Origin of the sequence: Pirellula sp. SH-Sr6A, from assembly GCF_001610875.1 — a bacterium.
Taxonomy (GTDB): Bacteria; Planctomycetota; Planctomycetia; order Pirellulales; family Pirellulaceae; genus JBKCUI01.
The window spans coordinates 2,558,938-2,583,970 of the sequence record NZ_CP011272.1; the positions used below are offsets into that span (position 1 = coordinate 2,558,938).

Annotated in this window: 20 protein-coding genes and 1 tRNA gene; 10 read left to right on the forward strand and 11 right to left on the reverse strand. The window is 55.7% G+C overall.

Annotated elements, in window-relative coordinates:
• Positions 1 to 127 precede the first annotated feature (127 nt).
• Positions 128 to 1,399, forward strand: coding sequence for a tyrosine-type recombinase/integrase (locus tag VN12_RS26805; RefSeq protein ID WP_409994276.1), 1,272 nt, complete (start codon positions 128 to 130; stop codon positions 1,397 to 1,399).
• Here the strand turns inward: VN12_RS26805 and VN12_RS10060 are convergent.
• Together VN12_RS10060 and csrA are read right to left on the reverse strand one after the other, a co-directional pair.
• Positions 1,362 to 1,434: transfer RNA gene (locus VN12_RS10060), tRNA-Glu, on the reverse strand. The two genes, VN12_RS26805 and VN12_RS10060, sit on opposite strands and share 38 nt — an antisense overlap.
• Positions 1,435 to 1,646: 212 nt before the next feature.
• A complete protein-coding gene (gene csrA / locus VN12_RS10065) occupies positions 1,647 to 1,844 on the reverse strand; it encodes a carbon storage regulator CsrA (protein WP_146676693.1) in 198 nt (65 codons plus the stop codon).
• A 248-nt stretch (positions 1,845 to 2,092) separates the two neighbouring features.
• Between csrA and VN12_RS10070 the strand changes: the two genes are divergently transcribed.
• The 5 genes from VN12_RS10070 (at position 2,093) to VN12_RS10090 (ending at position 7,512) form a co-directional block, all read left to right on the forward strand.
• Positions 2,093 to 3,901 carry a DUF6798 domain-containing protein gene (locus VN12_RS10070; RefSeq protein WP_146676694.1) on the forward strand — a complete coding sequence of 603 codons (1,809 nt, stop codon included), beginning with the start codon at positions 2,093 to 2,095 and terminating at the stop codon, positions 3,899 to 3,901.
• Positions 3,898 to 4,443 carry an SsrA-binding protein SmpB gene (gene smpB, locus VN12_RS10075; RefSeq protein WP_146676695.1) on the forward strand — a complete coding sequence of 182 codons (546 nt, stop codon included), beginning with the start codon at positions 3,898 to 3,900 and terminating at the stop codon, positions 4,441 to 4,443. The genes VN12_RS10070 and smpB overlap by 4 nt, the downstream gene beginning before the upstream one ends.
• Before the next feature lie 62 nt (positions 4,444 to 4,505).
• Positions 4,506 to 5,198 (forward strand): ABC transporter ATP-binding protein, encoded by a 693-nt coding sequence (locus VN12_RS10080; RefSeq protein WP_146676696.1) that lies wholly within the window; start codon positions 4,506 to 4,508, stop codon positions 5,196 to 5,198.
• A 5-nt stretch (positions 5,199 to 5,203) separates the two neighbouring features.
• Complete coding sequence (locus tag VN12_RS10085) at positions 5,204 to 6,580, forward strand: ABC transporter permease (RefSeq protein WP_146676697.1); 1,377 nt, start codon at positions 5,204 to 5,206, stop codon at positions 6,578 to 6,580.
• Between the two features lie 35 nt (positions 6,581 to 6,615).
• On the forward strand, positions 6,616 to 7,512 hold the full coding sequence (locus VN12_RS10090; protein WP_240491388.1) for a DUF58 domain-containing protein: 897 nt from the start codon (positions 6,616 to 6,618) through the stop codon (positions 7,510 to 7,512).
• A gap of 121 nt (positions 7,513 to 7,633) precedes the next feature.
• Here the strand turns inward: VN12_RS10090 and fabF are convergent, their stop codons facing one another.
• The 4 genes from fabF to VN12_RS25780 form a co-directional block, all read right to left on the reverse strand.
• Complete coding sequence (fabF, locus tag VN12_RS10095; RefSeq protein WP_146676698.1) at positions 7,634 to 8,869, reverse strand: beta-ketoacyl-ACP synthase II; 1,236 nt, start codon at positions 8,867 to 8,869, stop codon at positions 7,634 to 7,636.
• A gap of 57 nt (positions 8,870 to 8,926) precedes the next feature.
• Positions 8,927 to 9,163: an acyl carrier protein gene (acpP, locus tag VN12_RS10100; protein WP_146676699.1), complete on the reverse strand. Its 237-nt coding sequence runs from the start codon at positions 9,161 to 9,163 to the stop codon at positions 8,927 to 8,929.
• A gap of 266 nt (positions 9,164 to 9,429) precedes the next feature.
• Positions 9,430 to 10,686, reverse strand: a complete 1,257-nt coding sequence (ltrA, locus tag VN12_RS10105; RefSeq protein ID WP_205855087.1) for a group II intron reverse transcriptase/maturase — start codon at positions 10,684 to 10,686, stop codon at positions 9,430 to 9,432.
• Positions 10,687 to 11,412: 726 nt separating this feature from the next.
• Positions 11,413 to 12,300, reverse strand: a complete 888-nt coding sequence (locus VN12_RS25780; protein WP_168164320.1) for a hypothetical protein — start codon at positions 12,298 to 12,300, stop codon at positions 11,413 to 11,415.
• Positions 12,301 to 12,589: 289 nt separating this feature from the next.
• Between VN12_RS25780 and VN12_RS10115 the strand changes: the two genes are divergently transcribed.
• The 4 genes from VN12_RS10115 to VN12_RS10130 all read left to right on the forward strand — a co-directional run bounded on the left by VN12_RS10115 (position 12,590) and on the right by VN12_RS10130 (position 18,396).
• Positions 12,590 to 13,954: a thioredoxin family protein gene (locus tag VN12_RS10115; RefSeq protein WP_146676700.1), complete on the forward strand. Its 1,365-nt coding sequence runs from the start codon at positions 12,590 to 12,592 to the stop codon at positions 13,952 to 13,954.
• A gap of 51 nt (positions 13,955 to 14,005) precedes the next feature.
• The gene (locus tag VN12_RS10120; RefSeq protein WP_146676701.1) at positions 14,006 to 15,724 is read left to right on the forward strand and encodes a hypothetical protein; all 1,719 of its coding nucleotides are present in this window, start codon (positions 14,006 to 14,008) and stop codon (positions 15,722 to 15,724) included.
• Positions 15,725 to 15,861: 137 nt separating this feature from the next.
• The gene (locus tag VN12_RS10125) at positions 15,862 to 17,151 is read left to right on the forward strand and encodes an adenylosuccinate synthase (protein ID WP_146676702.1); all 1,290 of its coding nucleotides are present in this window, start codon (positions 15,862 to 15,864) and stop codon (positions 17,149 to 17,151) included.
• 105 nt (positions 17,152 to 17,256) lie between these two features.
• On the forward strand, positions 17,257 to 18,396 hold the full coding sequence (locus VN12_RS10130; RefSeq protein ID WP_146676703.1) for a prenyltransferase/squalene oxidase repeat-containing protein: 1,140 nt from the start codon (positions 17,257 to 17,259) through the stop codon (positions 18,394 to 18,396).
• 300 nt (positions 18,397 to 18,696) lie between these two features.
• Here the strand turns inward: VN12_RS10130 and hemL are convergent, their stop codons facing one another.
• The 5 genes from hemL to yajC all read right to left on the reverse strand — a co-directional run bounded on the left by hemL (position 18,697) and on the right by yajC (position 24,926).
• Positions 18,697 to 19,995: a glutamate-1-semialdehyde 2,1-aminomutase gene (gene hemL, locus VN12_RS10135; protein WP_146676704.1), complete on the reverse strand. Its 1,299-nt coding sequence runs from the start codon at positions 19,993 to 19,995 to the stop codon at positions 18,697 to 18,699.
• A gap of 40 nt (positions 19,996 to 20,035) precedes the next feature.
• Positions 20,036 to 20,362, reverse strand: coding sequence for a DUF6793 family protein (locus VN12_RS10140; RefSeq protein ID WP_146676705.1), 327 nt, complete (start codon positions 20,360 to 20,362; stop codon positions 20,036 to 20,038).
• An 82-nt stretch (positions 20,363 to 20,444) separates the two neighbouring features.
• On the reverse strand, positions 20,445 to 20,690 hold the full coding sequence (gene hemP, locus VN12_RS10145; protein ID WP_240491389.1) for a hemin uptake protein HemP: 246 nt from the start codon (positions 20,688 to 20,690) through the stop codon (positions 20,445 to 20,447).
• Positions 20,691 to 20,994: 304 nt separating this feature from the next.
• The gene (gene secF, locus VN12_RS10150; protein WP_146676706.1) at positions 20,995 to 24,288 is read right to left on the reverse strand and encodes a protein translocase subunit SecF; all 3,294 of its coding nucleotides are present in this window, start codon (positions 24,286 to 24,288) and stop codon (positions 20,995 to 20,997) included.
• Between the two features lie 53 nt (positions 24,289 to 24,341).
• On the reverse strand, positions 24,342 to 24,926 hold the full coding sequence (gene yajC, locus VN12_RS10155; protein WP_146676707.1) for a preprotein translocase subunit YajC: 585 nt from the start codon (positions 24,924 to 24,926) through the stop codon (positions 24,342 to 24,344).
• Positions 24,927 to 25,033: the final 107 nt, after the last annotated feature.

Genomic DNA, 25,033 nt, shown 5'->3' on the forward strand with positions numbered 1-25,033 from the left:
ATCGTGGGGGCGGTATTCTGTGGGTGCATCACGGCTAGGAAATTCGAAGCCGAAAGCCGCCACCCATAGCGGTTGCCGTGGTGTTTTCTTTATGGGTTCTGTGATTCAACAAATGGGAGTTGATCTGATGGCGAGCGTAACGCGCAAGGCCCAAGGTGGCCGACTAGGTTTTCGGATCCGGTTTTATGTCGATGGGAAACGTCGAGAGCTTTACATTCCCGAGACAACAAAGAAAGCGGAACGACAAGCGAACATTGTGGCGCAGCATTGCGAGGAGTTGAGCAAGGCGAGGGCAAACAACGTGTCACCCTCACCCGATGCCGTGAAGTGGGCGAACGGAACTGAGGGGAGCATTCGGGAGAGTTTGGTGGCGTGGGGACTGGCGGATCCCGTGAGTGAGAAGCTGATTTGTGATGAGGGGCGTTTGTTGGCTCCCTTCCTAGATGCTTACGTTGCGAGCCGGTCGGACCTGAAACGCACTACCGAAATCAACTACAAGCAAACTCGGCGGCTGTTGGTTGAATACTTCGGTGCGTCGAAAGTGTTAAAGAGCATCACTGCGGCCGATGCTGAGCGGTGGCGTCGATGGATGTTGGTCCGCCCCATGGCGATCGCGACCGTTTCCAAGCATTGCAAGCGAGCGAAAACGATGTTTGGAGAGGCGGTGAAGGATCGGCTGTTGGTATCGAGCCCGTTCGCTGTTCTGAAAGGTGGCAAGGAGTCGAATGAGTCGCGGCATTTTCTTGTGACTGCCGACGTTTCCAAAGCGATCTTGAATGCTTGCCCGGATGCCGATTGGCGAGTGATCTTTTCGTTAGCTCGGTGGGGAGGTCTGCGATGCCCCTCGGAAGTGTTGGCTCTCAAGTGGTCGGACGTCGATTGGGAGAAAGGGAGGTTCCGAGTCGATTCCCCGAAAACGGGCGTTCGTTACTGCCCCCTATTCCCCGAGATCCGATCGGCCCTGAAAGACGCGTTCGATCCCGAGTTGATTTACTGCGTGAATAGGTATCGATCGGGGGAGCAAAACCTGCGGACTCAGTTTGGGAGGATTCTCAAGGTGGCCGACGTGAAGCCATGGCCCAAGCTGTTCGTGAATCTGCGATCGACAAGGCGGACCGAGTTGCAAGAAAAATTCCCGGATCACGTCGTGAATCGATGGATGGGACATTCGGGGAAGGTGGCCGAGAAGCATTACCTACAAGTGACCGAGGAGCATTGGGGAGAAGCGACCCGTTTTGGTTCCCCCACCGGTTCCCCCATCGCGAAGCATTCGGGGCCCATCGTTGGAAATCAGCGCACAAAAAAACCCAGCGAGTTGCTGGGTTTAGATGTCTCGGGAGGGGCTGTGATAGCCTACCCAATGACCCCGACGGGAGTCGAACCCGTGTTACCGCCGTGAAAGGGCGATGTCCTAGGCCTCTAGACGACGGGGCCGTCAAAGCGACGAATCGCTGAGGTGCGGAGAAGTTTACGAACACTGCTCCAACTGTCAATACGAAAGATCAAATCGGAGATGGGCGTTGCAAGAAAGTTTTCGCGAGCACAGTTCCCGGCGTTGCACTCTTGGAAAAGGACCTATCATCGATCGGGCCAAAACCCCAGATCAATCGTCCAATATCCAATCCAAAAACCTCTGAACCCTACCACTACTCGTCGGCAGCTTCCGTCTCTTTGCCTTCGTGGTTCCTCTGGATAGCATCGTATACTTCACGGCGGTGCACAGGCACTTCGCGGGGGGCTTCTACCCCCAACCGAACCTTGTCACCGCGAATCTCGACTACGACAATCGTAATCTCGTTATTGATGACGATGCTCTCGTTCTTTTTGCGAGATAATACTAACATGACTTCCCTTCCTCGAATCCTTGGGCAAAATACCCATCTCCTGTATCCTGTGAATCTTTAGAAGGCAGAACCGTACCTCCCTCCTTCGGGCGGTCCACCTACGCTCCAATATCCTTCAACTCTAGGTGCAACGTTGCGCTAGTCAAGAAAAAGGGAGGAATGTCAAGCGGATTTTCATTAAAAAATTGTCGCTTGTACCAATCTGCGGCCCGTCCCACCCTTCCCGCACCCTCACAACCCCTACCGCTATGACGATGCAACCCGATCATTCAATGGAATCCGGGAGGGACGTGCGGGTTCGGAGCAGCGGGTGGTTTTGGATCGATTTCCTTGCCACCTTTGTTGTTTTTTGGCTATATGCCGGGAATCAGATTCCAGACGTCAACGAGCCGCATTACTGGAGCAAAGCGGCCCACTTCTGGAATCCTTCGATCGGAAAGGGAGATCTCTTCCTCGAATCAGGGGACGCCCACTGGGCCTTCTTCGCCACCTTCGGCTGGCTTACGACCGTTCTGCCGATCCAAAGTGCAATTGGAGCTGGAAGGTTTTTTACTTGGCTGGCCCTGGCTGGATCGTGGACCTATCTTCTTCACGGGGTCTTTCGCCGAGCATCGGCAGGCTCTCACAGCAACGCGGTCTCTGCAGGCCCAAAGATCTTGGCCGCGCTAGCAGCTCCGGTGTGGCTCGCCGGGATGCACTGGGGGAATTGGGCTGGGGAGTGGGTCGTGGGTGGCTGCGAATCCAAAGGAATCGCATATGCCTTCTTTTTCTTCGGACTCGGTGCAATGTGCCGTTCTCGGTGGACGCTGGGCTGGGGAATGATCGGGCTGGGCAGCCTTTTTCATGTTGTTACCGGCCTTTGGGTCATTGCTACCGTCGGGCTCGCGTCGATTTGGTTGCAGCTCCTAGCGGACAACATTCCTTTCCAGAAATGGATTCGAGTCCACGTCCTCGGTTGGGTTCTCGGAGCGTCCGGCTTCATCGCAGGCGCCATCCCTGCCATACAGATGGATCTGCAAACGGGCTCGGATGCGAAGTCGCAGGCGGCGGTGGCGCAGGTCTACACGCGACTCGGTCACCACCTTTCGCCGACTCGCTTTAGCGAATCGCGATGGCGAGGTTTCGCAGCTTTACTCGCAGTCTCCTCCGCCGTCTTGCTGCTGGCGCATCGATGCCGCTGGTCCGCTTCTAAGCTATCCGATGCACCGAAAGCGGCGAGTTCGTTCCGCCGTTTGATTTACGATGCACCGGAGCGAACACGTTGGTTGTTGGCCATTGCTGCGATCGCCTTCCTCGTCGCCATGATGGGGCTGGCGATCGATCTGCTACTGAGTCCTTGGTCGCCGAAACTAGCCGCCTCCATTCTTCGCTACTATTGGTTCCGATGGAACGAAGTGACTTGGCCGCTCGCGATTGCGATCCTGGCATTGGCAATTGCAACCCGGCAATTGAGCTTGCCACGGGGAGAGCGACTTCTCGGCTTGTCCGGTGAAGCTCTGGTTCGGATCGTGTCGCTTTCCGCATTGGCCTTCTCGCTCGGTTTGATCAACGAACGAGTGCGATCGCATGCGGCGGAGGTCATACCGGCGGGAGACAAGCAAAGCTTCAGTCTCAAGGAAGATTCGCACGAAGTCCAACGAGAGCAGTTCGCCCACTGGCTAGCCGTCTGCGAATGGATCCGAACCCACACGCCGCGCGAGGGTCTTTGGCTTACACCGCGACGCCAACAGACATTCAAATGGCGAGCCCAACGGCCTGAATTAGCATCATGGAAAGACATGCCCCAAAATGCCAGCGCCGTCGTACTATGGAATGAACGCATCCAAGCCGCCTATCGCTATGATGAACTAAAACGCCTTCTACCGAACGACGAAACCAAACTGAAAGAACTGATTGCCAGTTATGGCATCCGCTACATCCTGCTCGATTTACGAGTCGAGGGCCAGACAATCCCGGCCTGGAAACAGCTTTACCCTTTAGCTCCTGAACAAAACCCGTACTTCGTTGTCCTGGAAGCCCCCACGGACCTCGCGTCCTCAAAGACTCCCTCACCATGAGTAAGAAGACCAGCAAACCTGCACAGCCGACGAGCAGCAAACCTTCTGCGCCCAAACCGAAAGAGAAGGAGAAGTCGCCTGTCTTCAAATCCGTCACGGAGAATCGGAAAGCCAAGTTTCAATACGAAATTCTCGACTCCATGGAGTGCGGGATCATGCTGCACGGCAGCGAGGTAAAGAGTCTTCGCAATGGCAAGTGCTCGATCGAAGAAGCGTACGGACGTCTCCAAAACGGAGAGCTGTGGCTCGTGAACTGCGAAATCGATGAATATCGGCAAGCCACATTTTGGAATCACCCTACAAAACGGACTCGCAAGCTCCTTCTTCGTAAGCAAGAGCTTTTGAAGTTCGCGGGTCGTTCTAAAGAACGAGGGCTGACTCTGGTCCCCCTGCGTGTCTATTTCACTGAACGCGGTATCGCCAAGTGCGTTATGGGGCTTTGCAAAGGAAAGAAGCTGCACGACAAACGGGAAACCCTCAAAAAGAAGGATTCCCAGCGAGACATCGAACGGGCCATGCGAGGCAAACGCATGGAGCGATAGCAGGCTCATGACAGCCTTACCCCAAGGTCGAACCCGCCCTGCAACGATGCGTACTGGAAACCATGCTAGAAATTACCGATCTCAAAAAGTCCTTTGCGGAACCCTCCGGCGCCCGTGTCGATATTCTTCACATCCCCAGCTTTCGAATGACGGCGGGGGAACAAGTCGTATTGCGGGGCGAAAGCGGCTGCGGCAAGACGACGTTGCTACACACCATTTCAGGACTTGTAAGGATCGATTCCGGATCTATCCAACTGGACGGTGTCGAACTTACGCGTTTTTCAGAATCTGCCCGCGACCGGATTCGAGCCGCGAAACTAGGCTACGTTTTCCAAACCTTCAATCTGCTGCCGGCCTTCACAGCGTTTGAGAACGTCAAGCTAGGGATGACTTTCTCTCGCAAATCGGTCGACACGGCCCGCGCTGTCGAGCTCTTGGAAAAGGTGGGTCTCAAAGATCGCCTTCACTATCTTCCCAAACAGCTCTCTGTGGGCCAACAACAGCGAGTGGCCGTGGCGCGCGCATTGGCGAACAAGCCCCGATTACTCCTCGCCGATGAACCGACCGCCAATGTCGATCCAGCGAATCAATCTCGTATCATCCAACTTATTCGAGACGTCTGCACGGATGAAGCAGTCGCCATTCTCTTGGTGACTCACAGCGACGACGTGGCCAAACAGTTCGCACGCGTCGAGCGATTCGAAGCATTGAACTTGGTCAGTAAACAAACGACTGCACCGGAAAGCGAGCTGTAAAGAACATGAGTCTCTTGCGCATTGCAATCAGGAACTTGTGGTATCGCAAATTTCCGACGTTCTTGACGATGTTCTCCATGTCGCTCGGCGTTGCGTTAGTCGTGTTGGTCCTAACGATTTCAGGGCAGATAGAACGGACGTTCGAGCAAACCGGTAATGTCGGGTACAACTTGATCGTGGGAGCCAAGGGGAGTTCCGTTCAATTGGTCTTCAACACGGTTCTCTTCCTGAGCGAGCCGGTGGAGAATGTCCCTTACTCTTATTACATGGAATATCTTCCCGGTGATGACGCTCGCCGAAAGGAGTACGAGAGAATCGGCGGGGTGCTCGCGGAACCCGAACGAAAGGGCTATTACTCCTCGTTCACGAAAGGGGGGTTCGCAATCCCCATCTGTATGGGGGATTATGTCGGCCCTTTTCGTTGCATTGGAACAACCCCAGAGTACTTCAATACCTTGAAACACGGCAACGAAGGAAACTTGCCATACGAGTTCGCACAAGGTCGCAATTTTGTCGATTACTCGGAGGAGAATGGATACTTTGAAGCGGTCATTGGCAGCCAAGTTGCCGCCGAGATGCAACTCAAACTTGGGGACGATATCTTTGCGTCCCATGGCGTCGAAGGTGGCGAGACGCACGACGACGGGTTTAAGATTGTCGGTATCCTCAAACCAACAGGAACTCCAAACGACCGAGGCGCGTTCGTCAACATTGAAGGATTCTACCTGCTTGAAGGGCACGTCGCCCCCGATCGAGATTTGATCAGCGGTATCGAAAAGCGAGGCACGGCAGTGGCTCCGGAACGCGAAGGACGGTTGTCCAAAGTCCGATTGCCCATCGACAAGCGAGAAGTGACCGCGATCCTGGTGCGGCTCGGAGGCCCCGCAGGAATTGGAATGCAAAAGCAAGTCAACAAATCGGCGTTTGCGATCGCAGTCTCGCCGATCAGCGTTCTGAACCAACTGCTGGAGTTCTTCGTCAAGCCGGTGAAATTCGGTCTATTTATTTTGACGAGTTTGGTTTGCGTCGTCAGTGCCATTGGGATTCTCGTCAGCATTTACAACAGCATGAGCGAACGCAAGAGAGACATTGCAGTCATGCGAGCGCTGGGCGCATCACGCGACCACGTCACGGCCATCATCCTGCTCGAATCGACTATGATCGCGGTAATCGGAGGGGTGGCTGGCTGGTTGATCGGACACTTGGTCGGTCCTATTAGTAACGCTTGGACAAAAAATACGACAGGAGCCACCGTCGACATTTGGAGCACGGTCTCATCTCAGGAGCTTTGGTTGGTTCCGGGGATGATTTTCATTGGAATTCTCGCCGGTTTGATCCCTGCGATTTCCGCGTACCGAACGAGCGTCGTAGAATCGTTGTAATCGCATCGATTCCCCTTTAGAGAGCCCAAGGGACCGTGGTCGCCGTCGAACAATATCTCAAACCCGAGCTTGCAGCCCAAATCAAACGACTGGATCTCCGCGCGCAGATGGTCGTCAAAGGCTTTTTGCAAGGAATGCACTCCAGTCCCTTCCACGGATTCTCCGTCGAATTCAGCGAGCATCGTCTTTACACGCCAGGCGATGATCCCAAGGACATCGACTGGCAAGCCTACGCGAAGACGGAACGCTATTACGTCAAGAAGTTCGAAGCCGAGACCAACATCACGGGCTACATCGTGATGGATCTGAGCCAGTCGATGGACTATACGTATCGACAGAAGCTCACCAAGTTCGATTACTGCGTCTGCTTAGCCGCTGCCCTGAGCTATCTCATGTTGATGCAGCAGGATCCGGTCGGTTTGGTAACCTTTGACAAGAAGATTCGAGCGAACCTACAGCCCAAATCGAAACGAAGCCAGTTCGCTGCCATCTTGAGTCAGCTCACCAAACTCAAAGTAGCAGGGGAAACAGAGTTAAAGGCTCCGTTGCTGCAATTGGCTTCGATGCTCCGGCACCGATCGCTGATCATGTTGATGAGCGATCTGTTGGCCGACGTTGACCCGACTCTCGAAGCCATCCGAGTGCTAAAACATGCAGGGCATGACGTGATTGTGTTTCACGTCCTCGATGAAGCCGAAGTGGCATTTCCCTTTCAAGGCTTGGTGCAATTGGAAGATCCCGAGACGGGGGATTCCATGAGCGTCAATGCCGACGACATCGGAAACGAGTATCGCGAGAACATCCAGCGGTTCCGAGACCAGCTAAAGAAAGGCTGCAATGAGTCGAAGATCGACTATGTGCCGCTCGATACCAGCATGCCCTACGACAAAGCCATTACCGAGTATCTCTTGAGTCGTCGCAATCGATTCTAGGCTTATAGGCCGTCGCCTTCGAACGATTGCACCTAACGATCAGCTAGTCCAAGTGTGTAATGCAGCTGCGTAATGCAACAGCTCTGTCCATCGAACGCGCCGTTTCGAGACGGCTGGGCGATTACACTCTGCCGCAGATGAGGGTCGCGTTGTGGCCACCAAAGCCGAAGCTGTTGTTCATCGCGATACGAACCTTGCACTCTCGGGCTTGGTTCGGAGTGTAATCGAGATCGCAGCTGGGATCAGGGGTATCCAGATTGATTGTCGGTGGAATCACGCCGTGATAACAAGCGAGGATCGACAGGATCATCTCGATACTGCCGCTGGCTCCCAGAGCGTGACCCAAATGACCTTTGGTGCTCGAAATGGCGACCTTGTAGGCTGCGTCTCCGAATACACTCTTCACCGCGACCGTCTCTGCCTTGTCCCCGAGAGGAGTGCTGGTCCCGTGCGCGTTGATATAGTCAACCTCTTCTGGGTTGATCTTCGCATCGCGCAGCGCATTGAACATAGCGCGTCCCGCTCCGCGACCTTGTTCATCTGGGGCCGTGATGTGCCCTGCATCGCAGGATCCACCATACCCGAGAATCTCGCTGTAGATCGTGGCACCGCGACGCTTGGCATGCTCCAGTTCTTCGAAAATGAGAACACCGCATCCTTCGCTCAGAACGAATCCGTCGCGATCGGCATCAAAAGGTCGACTCGCTTTTTCTGGAGCATCGTTTCGCGTCGATAACGCTTTCATGTTCGCAAAGCCGGCGACACCCATGGACGTGATCGCCGCTTCGGTTCCACCCGTCACCATCACATCGGCTTCGTCGTATTGAATGGCTTTCAACGCGTCACCCATCGCGTTGTTGCTGCTCGCGCAAGCCGTCGCGACGGCGAAGTTGGGACCTCGCAACCCGTACTGGATCGCGATGTTCCCCCCCGCCGCGTTGAGCATCATCTTGGGAATGGTGAACGGGCTAACCCGATCAGGTCCCTTGCTGAAGAGCCGAAACATCTGCTCTTCAATCTCATTGAGCCCGCCGATTCCGGATCCGAGGATAGCGCCACAGCGAAACGGATCTTCTTTCGAAAAATCCAATCCGGAGTCTCCTACGGCTTGATAGGCCGCTGCCATGGCAAACAAGGTGAAGCGATCGAGTCGTTTCACTTCCTTCGGCTCTACCGATGCACCGGGATCGAAGTTCTGGACGTCTCCTCCAAACTTCACCTTATGATGCGACGTGTCGATGACGGAAAGAGGGTGGATACCGCTCTTTCCATCCAAGATCGATCGCCAGAGGTTGGCAATATCGCAGGCTAGGGGGGTGACGCATCCAAGCCCGGTTACAACGACACGACGTTTCATTCAGATCCCAAGAACGCGAGTGACTCGCTCCAGAACGTGAGTGGCTTGCTCGAAAAATTAGGCTTGCTGCTTTTCGATGTAGTCAACAGCTTCGCCAACGCGCTGAATCTTCTCGGCGGCATCCTCGGGGATGCTGATGTCGAACTCTTCTTCAAGTTCCATCACCAATTCGACGGTGTCCAACGAGTCCGCGCCGAGGTCATTCACAAAGTGCGTATCGCGACCAATCTTGTCCTTTTCGACGCCCAGTTGCTCCGCGACAATATCGATGACTCGTTCCTCAATCGATGCCATAACAGGGTGCTCCCCTCAGCAGTTTTTTGTAATCAGAAGTTGACGAATAGTTAACCTGCTCGAATCCGCCTGATGAGCGGTCCTTCGCAGAGCCAGCAATTGTGGCGAGGCAGAAAGTAACGGATTCTAGCAAAATAGGTCAAGCCATGAAGGGCCTAGAACCGTGGCGAAACCAGAACTTTTGCACCAATCGGGTAGGAGGCGGGATTACTCCCGCCGTCCTCCCACACCACCGTACGTACGGTTCCGTATACGGCGGTTCAGGTCTAACGACGATTCAGCTCAGTGCCTTTCTGGACGAGGCTTATCAGCCCAAGTTGCGTGAGGTGGCGAGTAGGCAGGGCCTGATTCATGTGGCTAGCGCCAGCATTCCACCAGGGGCCATGACCATTGCCAGCACAGACCCACGCTCGCACGCGGTCAATGCCAAGGCGAGTCAGTTCGCGGGCTCGTTTGGGCGGACGCTTCCATTGGCGCCAGTAGATGGCGCGTAACTTCCTGCGTAACCAGCTATCAAGTTCCTCGAACGTTTTCTTCACTTCACTCTTCCGGTAGTACGACACCCAACCGATCAGGACCGGCTGCAACTGAGCAAGCACCGTACGCACATTGCGACCTCGTGCCTTGCGGAGTTCCTCGCGTAGGCGACCCTTGAAGCGTTTGACCGATTCAGGAGACACCTTAAACTTCGGTTGGTGATGGTGCGTGAACGTATAGCCCAGGAACTTGCGGTTCCAGGGGCGGTCCACGGCACTCTTGGCTCGATTCACTGTCAGTCGCAGTTTCTCGCTCAGGAAGCGTTCGACACCATTAAGCACTCGCTCACCGGCGCGGTGACTGCGAACGTAAATGTTACAGTCATCAGCGTAGCGAACGAATTTGTGGCCTCGGCGTTCCAGCTCCTTGTCCAGCTCATCGAGCAGGACGTTGGACAGAAGCGGTGATAAGGGACCGCCTTGCGGCGTTCCCTCGCTGCGTGGACTCACGATGCCGCCTTCCATGATGCCAGCTTGCAGATACAAGCGGATCAGTTTCAGGATGCGTTTGTCTTGGATCTGACGTGCAAGGCGACTCATCAGGATGTCGTGATTGACGCGATCGAAGAACTTTTCCAAGTCCATGTCGACAACCCAGCGATGCCCTGAAGCAATGTGTTCCTTGGCACGATCCAACGCCTGATGCGTACTCCGGCCTGGGCGAAACCCAAAGCTAGAATCCGAAAACATTGGATCGTAGAGCCTCGTGAGCACTTGCAGTAAAGCTTGCTGGATCAAGCGATCTAGCACTGTCGGTATGCCCAGCATGCGCATCCCTTTGCCACCGGGTTTAGGTATTTCTACCTTTCGCACAGGGCTCGGACGATACGTTCCGCTGAACAGTTCTTCCCGGTGGCGTTCCCAATGCTCTCGGCAGTAGCCTGGCAGTTCATCGACGGTCACCCCATCAACGCCTGCGGCTCCTTTATTACCGACAACACGGCTCAACGCCTGCAACATATTGCTGCGGCTTAGCACCTCCTCCATCGTGACGGTGACTGAATGTTCAGTGTTCTCATTGCATGCCGGAAGTGTTTGACGCGCGTACGAATTACCCTCAGCGGTTCCGCCGCATACTCTTGTTCGCCGCTCAGGCTTCTCAGCCGTCATCTCTGCGTCTACCTCACATCACGAATACTTTGCACCAAACGGTTAAACTTGTTCGGCCCTTCGTCAGCTAAAGCCTCCGACTACTATGGCCTCTGCTGACTTCTACGGTGACATCGTAACCTCTTGCGAGGCAACTAGCTTTGCAGCATCCCCGTAGATCTCTCAGGGTAAGACGCGTAACTTTCCTCTCGTATATTCGCCGCATATACGCCGACTCGGTCCGAATGACATTGGGCTTTGAATCTTCGTGCCTTCTCGCCCACCGGGTCGTCGCCTCGTATACGGTTCGTGTACCTCGAACCGAGAGTTTGCCTGCTGCTTCCTTCAGATTCAGAGTTGCCCCTGACACCCTTGCAGTCGACTAGGAGTTCCTGTCATCAAGGCCTCCATCGGGACTTGCACCCGACAAGTTACTTCCTGGTTCACTTTCGCTTGCCAGTTGCGAGCGTCAGTCAATGACGCTCCGCGTCATGCCTGACGCACACAAAAAACCAAGCCATCCGCTAAAGATGGCTTGGTCGCATTCTATTTCGGGACCGAATGGGTGTTTTCGAACACATTCCATCCGTCCTCGTTTAGGACAATTCCCAGCAGTATTCCGCGTTATTGCGGGAGCGAAGCAGGAGGCAATCCGGGCAATGCTCCCGGCAATACACCGCCCGTTGTGTTACCCGAAGAGGCAGATTGTGGCAAACCACCGGGCAATCCCGCTCCAGGGAGATTCGTTCCACCTACATAGCCGGTTGGCAATGGCTGGCCAGCAGGAAGACCACCAGCAGGAAGACCACCAGCAGGAAGACCACCAGCAGGAAGACCACCAGCAGGAAGACCACCAGCAGGAAGACCACTCGTTGGGAGTGCTCCCGCTGGGCTCGAAGGTGGCAAGCTGCCTGGAGCTCCTGGCAATGCCGCGACTCGGGTCGCAGGGGCTTCTGGAGTTTGTGCGGCTGGCGATGTGCCCGGCTCGTCCAATTTTTCGAAGTTCACGACTTCGTATTCTTCCCCAGTCCCGGGATCGACAGCCATCTCACAGACGCGCCATCCCGCGGCTTCTTTGCGAAGAACCCATAGGACTTCCATCTCCTGCGGTTGTTCCCCTGCGGCGGTCGGTGGTTCAATCCACTTCGAAGTCACCAAAATCGCTTCTCCCTGCGGAACGGCGTCTTGGATTTGAAAGGTGGCTTGGGCCGATCCTGGCGGTGCGATCTGGATTCCTTGTCGCGCAATCTCTTCCCGAGCAGCACTGGAGAAAAGGGCGGAGAGCTGTTCTGCATTTCCAGCTCGCATGGCGTCCAAGAAAACGCGGACAATGTCCTTCGGGTCGGTCGGGGTAACGATGTTGGTGCCCGCTGCAGGAAGTCCAGCGACTCCACCTTGTGCGACAGGTGTATTGGCAGCGACTGGCGCGTCGGCAGTTTGGTTGCCACCACCTCCGCATCCCACGGTGAATGCCAACGAAAGAGCAACTGGAGCCCAGAGAATTCGTTTCATAGTTCGGAGTTCCGTTCCTAAAGTTTTTGGGTCGATAAGCCTCGAGAGTCGGAAGAAATAGCGGGGACGCGAGAGTTGCGTCAAGGCTATTTCTTTTGCCAGCAATCTTCTACGGAATCTGGCAATGCGAGCAGGGCTCTCGAAGGATTGCGATGCCGGACAGAAAAATCATCCCAATCCGACAAATCGATTCAACTCGTCATAGCCGATCCTCCGATGCCATCCGAAGTGCGCCTTCACCGCTTTTCGGCGAAGCTACTCCGTCACGACCCTATCGCGAGGTCCGAGCATGTTTCCATCCTTCGTCATTCGCTCTATGGCTTGCGTGGCCAGCTTGGCGGTTGCGTTCACCACCCTAGCTCTCGCGCAGGCCCAGCCGAACTCGCAACAAATCCAATGGATCGAGGACTTCCCAACGGCGATCCGATATGCGACGAGCAACAACCTGCCCTTGATGCTCCACTTCTACGGGGACAACTGCCCACCCTGTCGGCTCCTTGAAAAGAAGGCATTCCGCGACCCCGAACTCATCAGCAAGATCAACGGGCAAGTCGTCGCAGTTCGAATCAACGGCGAAAAACAAAAAGAACTTCGGGATCGCTACCAAGTCACTCGGTGGCCCACCGATGTCTACGTGCTACCCAACGGCGAAGAAGTCTACCGGACCGTGAGTCCGCAAGATCCGTCTGTCTACGGCCAAATGATCGATCGAGTCGCACTCCGGCATCGAGATTGGAAAGCGGGTGAGATCGCCGCGGCGCAAGCGAACGAACATCGCCTCGCCAATAGAACCTCGACGCAAATCGCTATGGACCGCCGCCCCACCCCGACCTCCTCGATCGCATCCTCGGGGAGCCACCCCGTCATGAATTCTCGCCAGGCTTCTGCGCCCACGGCCTTGGCTAGTCCCACCTTAGCCAGCCCTGCGGCGGCCAGCCCTGCGACGGCCAGCCCTTCATTGGCCAGCCCCGCACCGGCCACTGTCCAACCGATGCTCGCGTCCCAGCCGATGCACGCCGTTCCACCCACATCCGCACCGCAACAGATTCCGCAGTCCGTCGCCGACCATCGCGTCATCTCCAATCCGCACTTGGCCGCCGGACCGCTCGTCGTCCCACCTGCTGCGGCGACATCCGCTCTCGCCCAGCCCACTCCCAGCACGCCATCGGCCCCTGAGGCCAAGATCGCCGGCGTGCCCGCCACAACGATCGCAGCACGAACGCCTGCTCAGCCCGAGCCCTCGGTCGGCCTCGATGGCTTCTGCCCCGTCTCCCTTTATCACGGTGCGAAATCGACCGATCCGAATCGAACAGTATGGACCGAAGGTTCGCCAAAATTTGCAGTCAAGCATCGAGGCCGCATCTATCTATGCGCTTCGGATGCCTATCGCCAAGAGTTCTTGCGAGCGCCGGACCTCTACGCTCCCTGCCTCAGCTGCTACGACTTGATTCACTACATCAAAACCCAACAGTTGGTCGACGGCAAATGCGAATTCGGATGCTTCCAAGCCGACACGGGACGCGTCTTCCTCTTCGCGACCCAAGAACACTGCGATGAGTTTCGTCGCAATGAATCCTACTATAGCCAATTGATGCAATCGGGTACCGAACCAGAACGCGTTGCCTCCCAGCCAGATGGTTCGCCCGTGCGATAGTCAAGCCGCTCAGTAGGCCTTCCGCAACGACTCACTGCGATCACGTCAATCATGAAAAGCCATCGATCTCGCCGACCCATCGAATCGGCCCCTGTCGACCGTCCGCATCGCAATCGCCGGCATATGCGCCACGCCAGACTTTGGTGCAACTATCTGTTCGCCGCCGCAGGGCTTGGGATAGGCTCTCCGGCTTGGGGACAGCAGAACCTGATCCACTGGCCACGACTGGACTTCGTGATTCCATTCCAGATCGACAGCAATGGCCAGTCTCCTCAAGAAGTTTTGCTGGAGGTCTCCGAGGATGGTGGGCAGAACTGGAGCATGTGCTCACGCGGGGATACGCGCACCCGCCAATTTCAATACCGAGCGGCTCGAGATGGCACTTATATCTTTCGCTTGAAGTCGGTCGACGCGGCAGGGAGAAGGTTTATCAATCCGGGAGAGCCTCTGCGGATCGCGGTTGACACGAGTAAACCGAATGCGAGCTTGATTATCGATATCGACCCGCGTGGAGAAATGCTGGCAGAGTTTTTAGCCAGCGACAGCGCTTTGGACGCAGCCAACATTTCACTCGAGTACCAAACCGAATCGACTGGGCGTTGGGTGCCGATCTCGTTTCAGTTGAACCAGAGCACGACCCCAGGTGAAGTCTCTGGTTATGGCACTTGGTCATTACCCGATAACGCCAAGCAATTGGTCGTTCGATTGATCGCGAAAGATCTGGCAGGCAACGCGACCGAAGTGACCCGGTTACCTCAACTGCCAAAGACCGCCGTCCATGGCATGGGAATGCAATTGGCCAGCCAGCCCAAAGGTCTTTCTCCCCAAACAAGCCCCGATATTGTCTTGGGACCTGTTCCTCGTCGCGCCCCACCGACAGGGCTCCCCGTTCGAGAGCTCACCGACTCAGAGCTCGAATCGATACGCGGAGGGGATGCGACCATCTTGGCCAACACCAAGAACTCCCAATCTCTGTTGGCGAGAGAGCCAAGCTCCTTCGTTGGTGAGTCGATGGGTCTCGAAACCAACAACCGAACCATGGGTGCTGCGCCTCCCAATGCGAACGCTGCATCGCTTCCCTCCCTGCCGACTCTCGGGGCACCGCAATCCCCCACTCGCAAACCGCTCGAGCAAGAGCCGTTGTATGCCAACACTCGGGCCTTCAGCTTGGACTATCGGATTGAAAACGATCCCGGAGCACCGATCACGGAAGTCGAATTGTGGGGGACCATCGACGAAGGCCAAACGTGGGAAGTTTGGGGACTCGACCCCGATCGCACCAGCCCCTTTGATATCGAAGTCGAGAACGATGGTCTCTTCGGCTTCCGAATGGTGATCGTTGGAGCGAATGGTCTCGCTTCCAACCGTCCGCGCCCTGGGGATAAAGCAGACACTTGGATCTTGGTCGATACCGCTCCCCCTCAAGCCCGTTTGTCCAGCGCGCTGTACGGGACGGGAAAAGAAGTAGGCTCCCTCGTCATCGAGTACCGCGCCCAGGACGAGTACCTGGGAGAACGCCCGATTTCATTGTTTTATGCCGAATCGCCTACGGGCCCCTGGCAAGTCATCTCGAGGGGGATTCGCAATCAAGGCAGATTTGTATGGCCTTCCAATCCAAACCTGCCCCCAACAATCTACCTGAAGATGGAAACCGTCGATTTGGCGGGAAACGTCACGTCGTCGACCTTGGATATCCCGATTCAAGTCGAAGGGATCGCACCGCGAGGGCGAATCCAAGGATTCCGCCCCCTCTCCCGGCCCGGAAACTGAGCCGCGGCGCTTCGCGAGCTAGCGGTTGACGAGCGAGGGTTCGCATCTACCCGGCCCCCCCGCATCTTGACCAAATCGGTCTTTCCGCCGAGACTCTACCCCTTTGCAATCGCCTATTTGACCAAAGGAAGTTTCTAGTGCCTGCAACCTGCGTGATCGGACTCCAGTGGGGGGATGAAGCTAAAGGGAAATTGGTTGACCTTTTGGCACCTCGCAACGATATCGTCGTGCGCTACCAAGGGGGAGCGAACGCAGGGCACACCGTCGTTTGCGGGAAAGAGGTCTACAAGCTGCACCACGTCCCGTCCGGGATCCTTTCCGAAGGGATCATGAATGTAATCGCTCCCGGGGTAGTGATTGAGCCAAACATGCTGATTCGCGAAATCGAAGGACTCGAGGCGCGCGGCGTGAACCCTCGCAAGAATCTGATGATCAGCGAACGGGCACACGTCGTGATGCCCTGGCACTTCGTCGAGGACAAGGCAACGAACAAGGCGGTGGTCTCCGGCGAGAGCATCGGCACGACCAATCGAGGCATCGGACCTTGCTATCGAGACAAAGTGGGCCGCACCCATGCGTTTCGGTTAGCCGATCTTCTCAGCGATCAAATGGAAACGAAGGTTCGCGAAACCGTCGCCGCCAAGCGAGCGATGCTGGAGCCGATCGCCGATCCCGCCGACCTGGAAACCTTGGTAGCCGATAAGATCATCGAGCAGTGCAAGGCATGGAACGCAATTCTCGGCCCTCTTTCCGCCGACACCACGAATTACTTGCTCGATGCCGTGGATGAAGGGAAAAAACTACTCATGGAGGGCGCGCAAGGCTCGTTGCTGGACATCGACCACGGCACCTATCCGTTTGTGACCAGCAGCAACGCGTCCGGCGTCGGCGTCTCTTCCGGTTCAGGTGTCCCTGCCCGCTGGATTACCAATGTCATCGGAGTAGCAAAGGCCTACTCGACCCGCGTCGGCGGAGGACCTTTCCCGACGGAATTGCTCGATGCGACCGGACAGAAAATTCGGGATCTCGGACGCGAATACGGAACAACCACCGGTAGACCGCGCCGATGCGGTTGGTTCGATGCGGTCGCCGTTCGCTACACCGCGCGATTGAGCGGCGTGCATTATCTCTCCTTGATGATGATGGATGTCCTCAGCCACTTCGATGAAATCCAAGTCTGCGTGGCCTACGATGTCGACGGCGAACGCGTGACCAAGTTTCCTTGCTCAGCCGAAGTGCTTCGCCGCTGCAAGCCGATTTACGAGACTCTGCCGGGCTGGAATACAGATGTTTCGGGAGTTCGTAAACTGGAAGAGTTTCCAGCCAACGCCCGCAAATACATCGATCGTATTTCGGAACTGATTTCCGTGCCGGTTGGCGTTCTGTCAGTGGGACCGGATCGCGAGCAGACGATTTTCTTGATCTAGCTGGACAAATTTCGCCCATCGCTTGTTTTTCAATTGCAACGGGGGATCATGGGATGGAGTTTTCCTCCTCGAAATCCCATTCCTCCTTCGCGATTTGAGGCACCTATGCGCAAGCGATTTGCACTCCCATTCCTTTTTGGTTCGGCAGCTCTTGTTTCCGGCGTCGCCTTGCCCCTTGCGAGTCCCACTGGAGTTCTTGCCTCCGAAGCGGTAGCTCCAGTCCAAGATCGCGAAGCAGTGCGAGCCAAACTGGTCGCCCAAGGGGTCGAATACCTGAGAAAGGCTCAATCCGAAGATGGCTCCTACAGCTCCAAGTCGGGGCCTGGCATCACAGGGTTGGTTCTCAGCAGCCTTGCTGCCTCAGGTCTCCAAGAAGGGGATCCAACAGTCGACAAATGCGTGAAGTATCTCCTCAGTACGCGGCGTGATAACGGGGGACTCTTTGCCGAAGGATCGAAGCACGCGAACTACGAAACTTGCTTGGCTCTCTCTGCTTTCAGTCGACTCAATGAAGGTGGCAAGTACGACAAACTGATAGCGAATGCTCAAGCGTTCTTGAAGAAAGAACAGTGGGACGAAACAGAAGGCCTCGAGTCGAGCGATGTCCGATTCGGGGGGGCTGGCTATGGAAGCAAATCGCGTCCCGATCTTTCCAACACTGCATTTTTGATCGAAGCACTTCGCGAATCGGGAGTTGCAGAAGACGACCCAGCGATCCAACGAGCGCTCGCTTTTGTTTCCCGATGCCAAAATTTGGAATCACCCAATAACAGCACCCCGTTCGCGTCGAAGTCCAATGACGGTGGCTTCTACTACACTCCCGCCAACGGTGGCGAGTCGATGGCGGGAGTCGAAGAGGGAACGGGAGCGCTCCGATCGTATGGTTCGATGTCGTATGCAGGATTAAAGAGCATGATCTTCGCGGGTGTGAACAAGGAGGATGTTCGTGTGAAGGCGGTCAAGAGTTTCTTGACAAAGAATTACACAGTCTCCAGCAACCCAGGTATGGGAGAGACAGGACTTTACTACTATCTGCAGACGATGGCCAAAGCGCTAAACGCTGTGGGAGATGACACCTTCGAAACTGCAGACGGCCCCAAGGACTGGAAGTCCGATCTGGTGAAGCAACTGGCGAAGACCCAGCGAAGCGATGGTTCTTGGGTGAACGAATCCGTCCGCTGGATGGAAGGGGACCCTAACTTGGTGACCGGCTACTCCCTCCTCACCCTCTCGCATTTGAAGTAACCCACGGGCGTTCACCGTTACTCTAGACTGGCCGTTCCGCTAGATCGGCCGTTACTCTCAACACGCGTTTAATCTACATCTGCCGCGTCTCCATAAACCTCGCGGCTCTTTCCAAACTCTGGTCTCAACGGTCGTTCTCGACCGTTTCTGGACACTTGACGGCCCGGTTCTGGACACTTGACGGCATCATGTGAGCGCATCGTGGCTTGGAACCGTCAATGGATTGTCCATGACAAAGATGGTGCAAGGCCGATGTGTGCCGCCCGGCCATGGCCACCGGGGCGAGGCCAATACGGAGAGCTATGTTTCGGTTTGGAAGAATCGCGATGCTGCGTCGATAGTTTGTTCGATGTCGCTCATGGTGTGGGTAGCGCTGACAAAAAGCGCTTCGAACTGACTGCAAGGCATATAGATGCCTTGGTCGATCAAGCTCCAGAAGTAGCGGGCAAAACGTTTGCGATCGGATCGGTCCGCGCTGGGCCAATCGATCACGGGAGACTCGTTGAAGAAGAGCGTCATCATGCTTCCGACACGCTGTAACTGCGTGGGGATCCCGTGCGCCTTGGCAGCCGATTGCAGGCCTTGTCCAAGCGTCGAACAGATCTTTTCCAAATGATCATAAGGGGGATTGTCGCGAAGCAATTCCAACGTCTTCGCACCTGCTGCGGTCGCGAGCGGATTCCCTGCCAACGTACCGGCTTGATAGACCTTCCCCGCAGGCATGACGTTATCCATGATCGATGCTTTGCCGCCATAAGCTGCGAGAGGCATGCCCCCTCCCACGATCTTACCGAGCGTCGTTATATCGGGATCGATGCCAAAGAGAGACTGCGCTCCGCCGTACGCCACCCGAAATCCAGTCATCACTTCATCGAAGATCAGAACCGCGCCATCCGATTTGGTTAGAGTGCGAAGGGCCTGCAAGAAAGAAGGGGTAGGAATCACTGTCCCCATGTTCCCGACGACAGGCTCCAAAATCACCGCAGCGATCGTATGCGGATGCTCTGCAAAAACATTCTCGAGGGCCGCGACATCGTTGTAGTTCAAAACAATCGTGTCCTGCGAAGTACCAGCCGTGACCCCCGGCGAATCGGGTACACCGAGGGTAGCCGCCGCAGACCCCGCCGAAACGAGCAATGAATCGACGTGACCGTGATAGCAGCCTGCGAACTTGATAATCTTCGAACGACCTGTTGCACCCCGGGCGACCCGGATCGCGCTCATGGTGGCTTCGGTCCCGCTGCTCACCAATCGAACGCGCTCCATGCTCGGTACGGCAGCTAGGATCAGTTCGGCCAAGTGGGATTCTCGCTCCGTCGGTGCACCGAAGGAAGTTCCTTTGGAAGCTGCTTCCGCGATCGCAGCAAGGACTTCCGGATGGGCATGTCCGAGGATCATTGGGCCCCAAGAACCGATGTAGTCGAGATAGCGATTGCCGTCGACATCATAGAGGTGTTGTCCCGATGCGTGATCGATGAAGAGCGGAACTCCACCCACGGCTCCGAAAGCTCGGGCAGGAGAGTTCACACCACCGGGAATCAATTGCCGAGCCCGTTCAAATGCTCGAACACTTTTCTCGCGACTCACGCTCGTCTCCATTCCATGTCGTTTAATACAAACCCTACCAGCCCATCACCCCCTACCAGCCCATCACCATGTTGGACTCAATGATCCGGCGTGCTTTCTCCAGATCCGAACCTGTCTCAGCCATGTACAAACGGATGGCATGCAGTTTGTCTCCCGAGGACTTCGACAGGCAATCGCGGGCGATCGAGCAAATGTCGACGCGGCGTCCGGGGACTCCCAACACCGATTTCGAGATCACCCAAGAATTGCGAGGCCGTTTGGTCATCCTCACGACTTGATCGTGCGGGTAGGCGTCGGCCAATGTGTCGCGCGCGGCGGCCTCATCGTCGGCCCAAGTGATGAAAATATGAGAATCGGTTTCGATTTCGAACAGCGGCATCGTCGGGGATTGGATGTTGGAGTTACGAAGGTAAACCGCCTAGGAGATCGCATAGTAACCAACGAAGCTCAAATGTCGAACCTCATTTCGTGAGGATTAGCTTTCCCTGCTTGGTTTTTCGCAGCCGATACAACTGACCTTCCAATTCAATCCACAGTTCGTCCGCTCTCTCGGACAAGACATCAAAGGAAACGGGATTCAAAATGGTCCCGGGACGATGCTGGGGACACCGCGCGGCACCTTTTTCCATCCGCTCCGCCTCCAATTGCTGGCTCGCTCCCCCTGCAACTTCCCCATCGGCAACGAACGGCTCCACCGGATCTGTCATGATTGCACCAACCACCGCTCCCATCATCTGATCGCTCCCAGCTGCTACCCAAGTGCTGTTAAGCCTCAAAAGATATCTTAACTGAGACTCAGTTTCAACATGACGAGCGGTTTATTTGCATCAAATGCTGTGCAAAATAGCCGGGATTCCAAGGCGGAAGGGAAAAACGAAGGTCGGCTCAATGAGAAAAGCCCATCGAGCTCGCCGCATCGATGGGCTTTTGGTTGAATTGGGGAGTAGGATTCCCGCCACGGTACGACCGGGGCGAACCGGAATTACCGATTCGCCCGCTCGCCGTGGAAAACTAAGCCGCCGCTTTGCCTGGTCCCTTGGTCTTCGCGTTTTGCTCGCGTTCGACGAAGTACAGCAGGATCGGAGCCGCGACGAAAATCGAGCTGTAGGTACCGACGATGATGCCGACGAGCAAGCAGAAAGCGAATCCGTGGATTCCTTCCCCGCCGAAAATGTACATCAACAAAATCGCAACGATGGTTGTCGACGAGGTCAACAACGTTCGGCTCAAGGTTTGTGTCACGCTCTGGTTGATCATCGCCTTGGTCAAGCGTGGACTCTTCCCCTTCACTTCCCGAATACGGTCGAACACAACGATCGTGTCGTTCAGCGAATAACCGATGATCGTCAAAAACGCAGCCACGATCGTAAGGGAGATTTTGAAATCCTCGATCAGCAGGAAACCGAGCGGACGGAAGAGCCAATGGCTAACCGCCACGAAGCACAAGGTAATCAACACGTCGTGGACCAGACCGATAACCGCAGCGATACCATACGCCAACTTTTGGAATCGGAACCAAATGTATGCGGCAATAAACACCAAACTCAGGAATAAACCGGCCCAAGCTCGCTGCTGCATCTCGGTCGCAACACTTCCCTCGATCTTGCTGATCGATTGCCAAACAGGCTGGGAACGGATTTGCTCTCGCAATTTATCCCCGATGGCTTGCGTGGTGCTCGCATCAAAAGGCAGGTAAACCGTCCAGTCCTTGACGGGAACCGACGACTCGGGAGTCCAGTTTTCCACACCGTTTGCAAACAACTCAATCTGTGGCTCCACCAACGTAGTGTTGACTGCTTGGGCTGCCCGAATCAATGCCTCGCGCACCTGGCTGGCGTTGATCTTGGCTTCGCCGTCGGACGTGCTGGTGTGGAACAGCAACGAAAGCTTGCTGCGAACCGCAGGAGCATCCGCATTGGCTGCCGGAGCAGCAGGAGTTGCCTCAGCAGGGGTCACGGTGGCGGGTGGAACAGGCGACTCGGGTGCAGGATCTTGTTTCGGAACACCGTTGTCGGCCGACGGATTGTTCGCATTCGTCGCGTCCTGGGCAGGCGTTGCCGTCGCACCGGTCGCGGGCTCTTGGAGCGTTACCAGTTTTCCGTTTCGAAGCAATCCCAAGGAAGACTGCGCGTTGGAGACATTGATGTCCACATCGTAGGTCACCAACCGAGCAGGACCTCCCTCCGAGAATCCCTTGAGCAATCGATCCGCGACTTCCTTTTGATCCTTTAGCGAAACATCGAGCTTGTAGACAGAGTCCTTCGGAACTCCCTCCATTGCCACATTGATCAGCGTGCTCTGGATAGGAAGACCATCGGAATCGACGTCAAACGTCTTGTTTACGACGTCTCGCACATCATCGGCATCCACTCCCTTGTCGAGGGAGAAAACGATCGAAGTTCCACCGTTGAAATCGATATCCAAAATCTGACTGCCCCGAAGGAACGTCGCGACCAAACCGATCACAATCAAAACAGCCGATACCGCGTAGGCCACGTATCGCTGTTTCATGAAATCGACATCGCCAATCCCGAAAACGGCGCGCTTCGCCGAGTTGACGTAGTCCGCCATCCCGAGCCACAAGAAGCCGGTTCGTTCACAAATCTCAAAGAGTTTGTGCGTGAAGTAAACCGCGGTGAACAAGCTGATGACCAAGCCGATGATCAACGTTACCGCGAACCCCTTGATCTGCTCGGTACCGACCCAATACAGGACCAACGCCGTGATCAATGTCGTCAAGTTGGAGTCGAAAATCGTCGTCCAAGCGCGATCGAAACCATTGCGAATCGCCAATCTCGGCGTCGCTTTGCGTTCCCGCTCTTCTCGGATCCGCTCGAAAACCAGGACGTTCGCGTCGACGCTCATACCGACGGAGAGAACCAAACCAGCCAAGCCAGATAGAGTCAAAGGCTGTCGGATCAAAATCATCACCGCCAGGATCATCGCCAAGTTCAAGAGCAGCGCGAGTGTCGCAATCAATCCGCTGAATCGGTAGTACGCCACAACCAGAAGAATTGTGGTCGCAAGGGCAATCGCGCTGGAGTATCCACCCTTGGCGATCGCAACTTGACCCATGCTCGCCCCGATCACGTTCTTACTGACCGGTTGGCGGGAAAGCACGCCGGGTAGGGCACCCGCGTTGAGGATGTCAACCAAACGCTGGACGTCGGTCTCCGAGAAATTCCCTTGGATAACCCCATTGGAACTGATCGTATCGTTCAGGTTCGGAGCCGAGAGGACGTTGCCGTCGAGCAAAATGGCCATACGGCGTTTGAAGTCGCGGCTGGCGTCGGGCAAATTCGCTCCGGTCAGCTTGAGCATCTTGCTCGCTCCACCAGTCGACATCGTAAAGGCGACTTCGTAGCCACCTCGCTGTCCAAAAGTCTTGGTCGCTCGCTCGAGATCGACCCCATCGACGATTTGATAGGGCTTTCCGGCTCGCTGCAGCGCGAGCAGGACGTCGATGCTGTCGATCTTTTGCGATTCAAGCCATGCGGAAAGGTCGCCGGGCCGCTGGCTCGGAGGTGGGTTCACAATGCGGCCGGTCAAACTGTTGCGAACAACGTCGCCATACTGATATCCATCGAACTGGCGAACGCCCGCGTCATCCTTTTGGGCCCCAAGACGTCGCCACACCCCGGCGACTTCTTCTTCACCGGACGTTTTGTTCACCAACTTGACTTCTCGACTGAGCCGTACGTTTTGGTCTTCCGAATCGGCCTGCGCGATCGCGCGATCGATGATGTCTTTGTGATCGTTCATGTTGGCGACGATCCGGAACTGCAAAATCCCAGCCTCGGTAATCAATCGCTCAATCTCTGCGATTTGGGACTCATCCACGGCGGGAATCGTGATTTCAATCTTGTCGTCGCCGTTAGCCCGAATGTTGATTTCGAGCGTCCCGGAGGGATTGAGGCGATTCATCAAAGGAAAGCGGAAATCCTGGGCCGTCACCTTCGTTGCCGAAGATCTATCCTCCGCCGAGCGATCCACTTCGTAGATCAAGTTCGTTCCACCGACGATGTCCGGACCAAACAGCAGTTTCGGCGCATCGTCGACAAACGTAGGCATAACCAACACGAGGACTGTGAGCAGCACCACAAAGCTGATCGCGGTGAAACCACCCGTGTGGGTTGGCATGCGAAGGGCTTTGGCAAGCGTCCGGCCGGCGAGGAACGGAATTCCGAGCGCGAGGACGAAAAGAACCAAATTGAACGCGCCCGATTTCCAATCGGAAACGCTCGCGGTCCCATCCCCAAGGGTTGGGGCTGACGATTGAGCTAGATAGAACAGTTGATCAAGCATTGAAGGGTCCGTGCCAAATGGAATCGACTTGTAGGGTAAGCTCGTCTCAGTCGCTACGCTTCGACGCTTCGGATGGATGCACGGTCAACTGTAAGTCGTGTGTTGGTACTTTCGTCAACTCTCACAGTAACCGTCCCAGCCTCGGCATTGATATTCGCTATGACCCCGTGGATGCCTGAGCTCAAAACCACGCGATCGTTTTTCTTCAAATTGGCCAGACGTTCCTGCAACGCTTTCTGCGCTTTCTTTCCTGGTTTCGGAACCAGCAATAAAACGACATACAACGCAACAAACATCAACAGGATGAGATTCAACGGATTGTTGAAAAATCCATCCATGAATCCCGGAGTTGGTTTCCCATTTCCCGTAGCCGCGGACCCAAGCTCGCGCTCCGCAACCGCACCGCTTTCCACTTCGCCTGCTCCCGCCTCCCCGTTGCCCTGGCTCGTCGCAGCAGGAGCAGAGGAGATTGTCGGAGCCTGCAATGCAGGAGATCCCGGTGCGGTCGAAGGTGTATCCGCCGGTTGGCTGCTACCTTCTTGAGTCGCCGCTAAAAGCGAAAGGGCTCGAAGTTCGTCCACAGGAACGACCCCAAGCACCAAGCTCACGGCGATGATCGAAGGTACGAAACGACCCATTGGGGGGGATTGCCTCTCGAGGAAGGTCCAGATTTGATAGAAACCACGCAGTTTACGGGGAGAAAAAAATAGTCACAAGTCCAGACTGGACGTCTTGCCCCACAAGA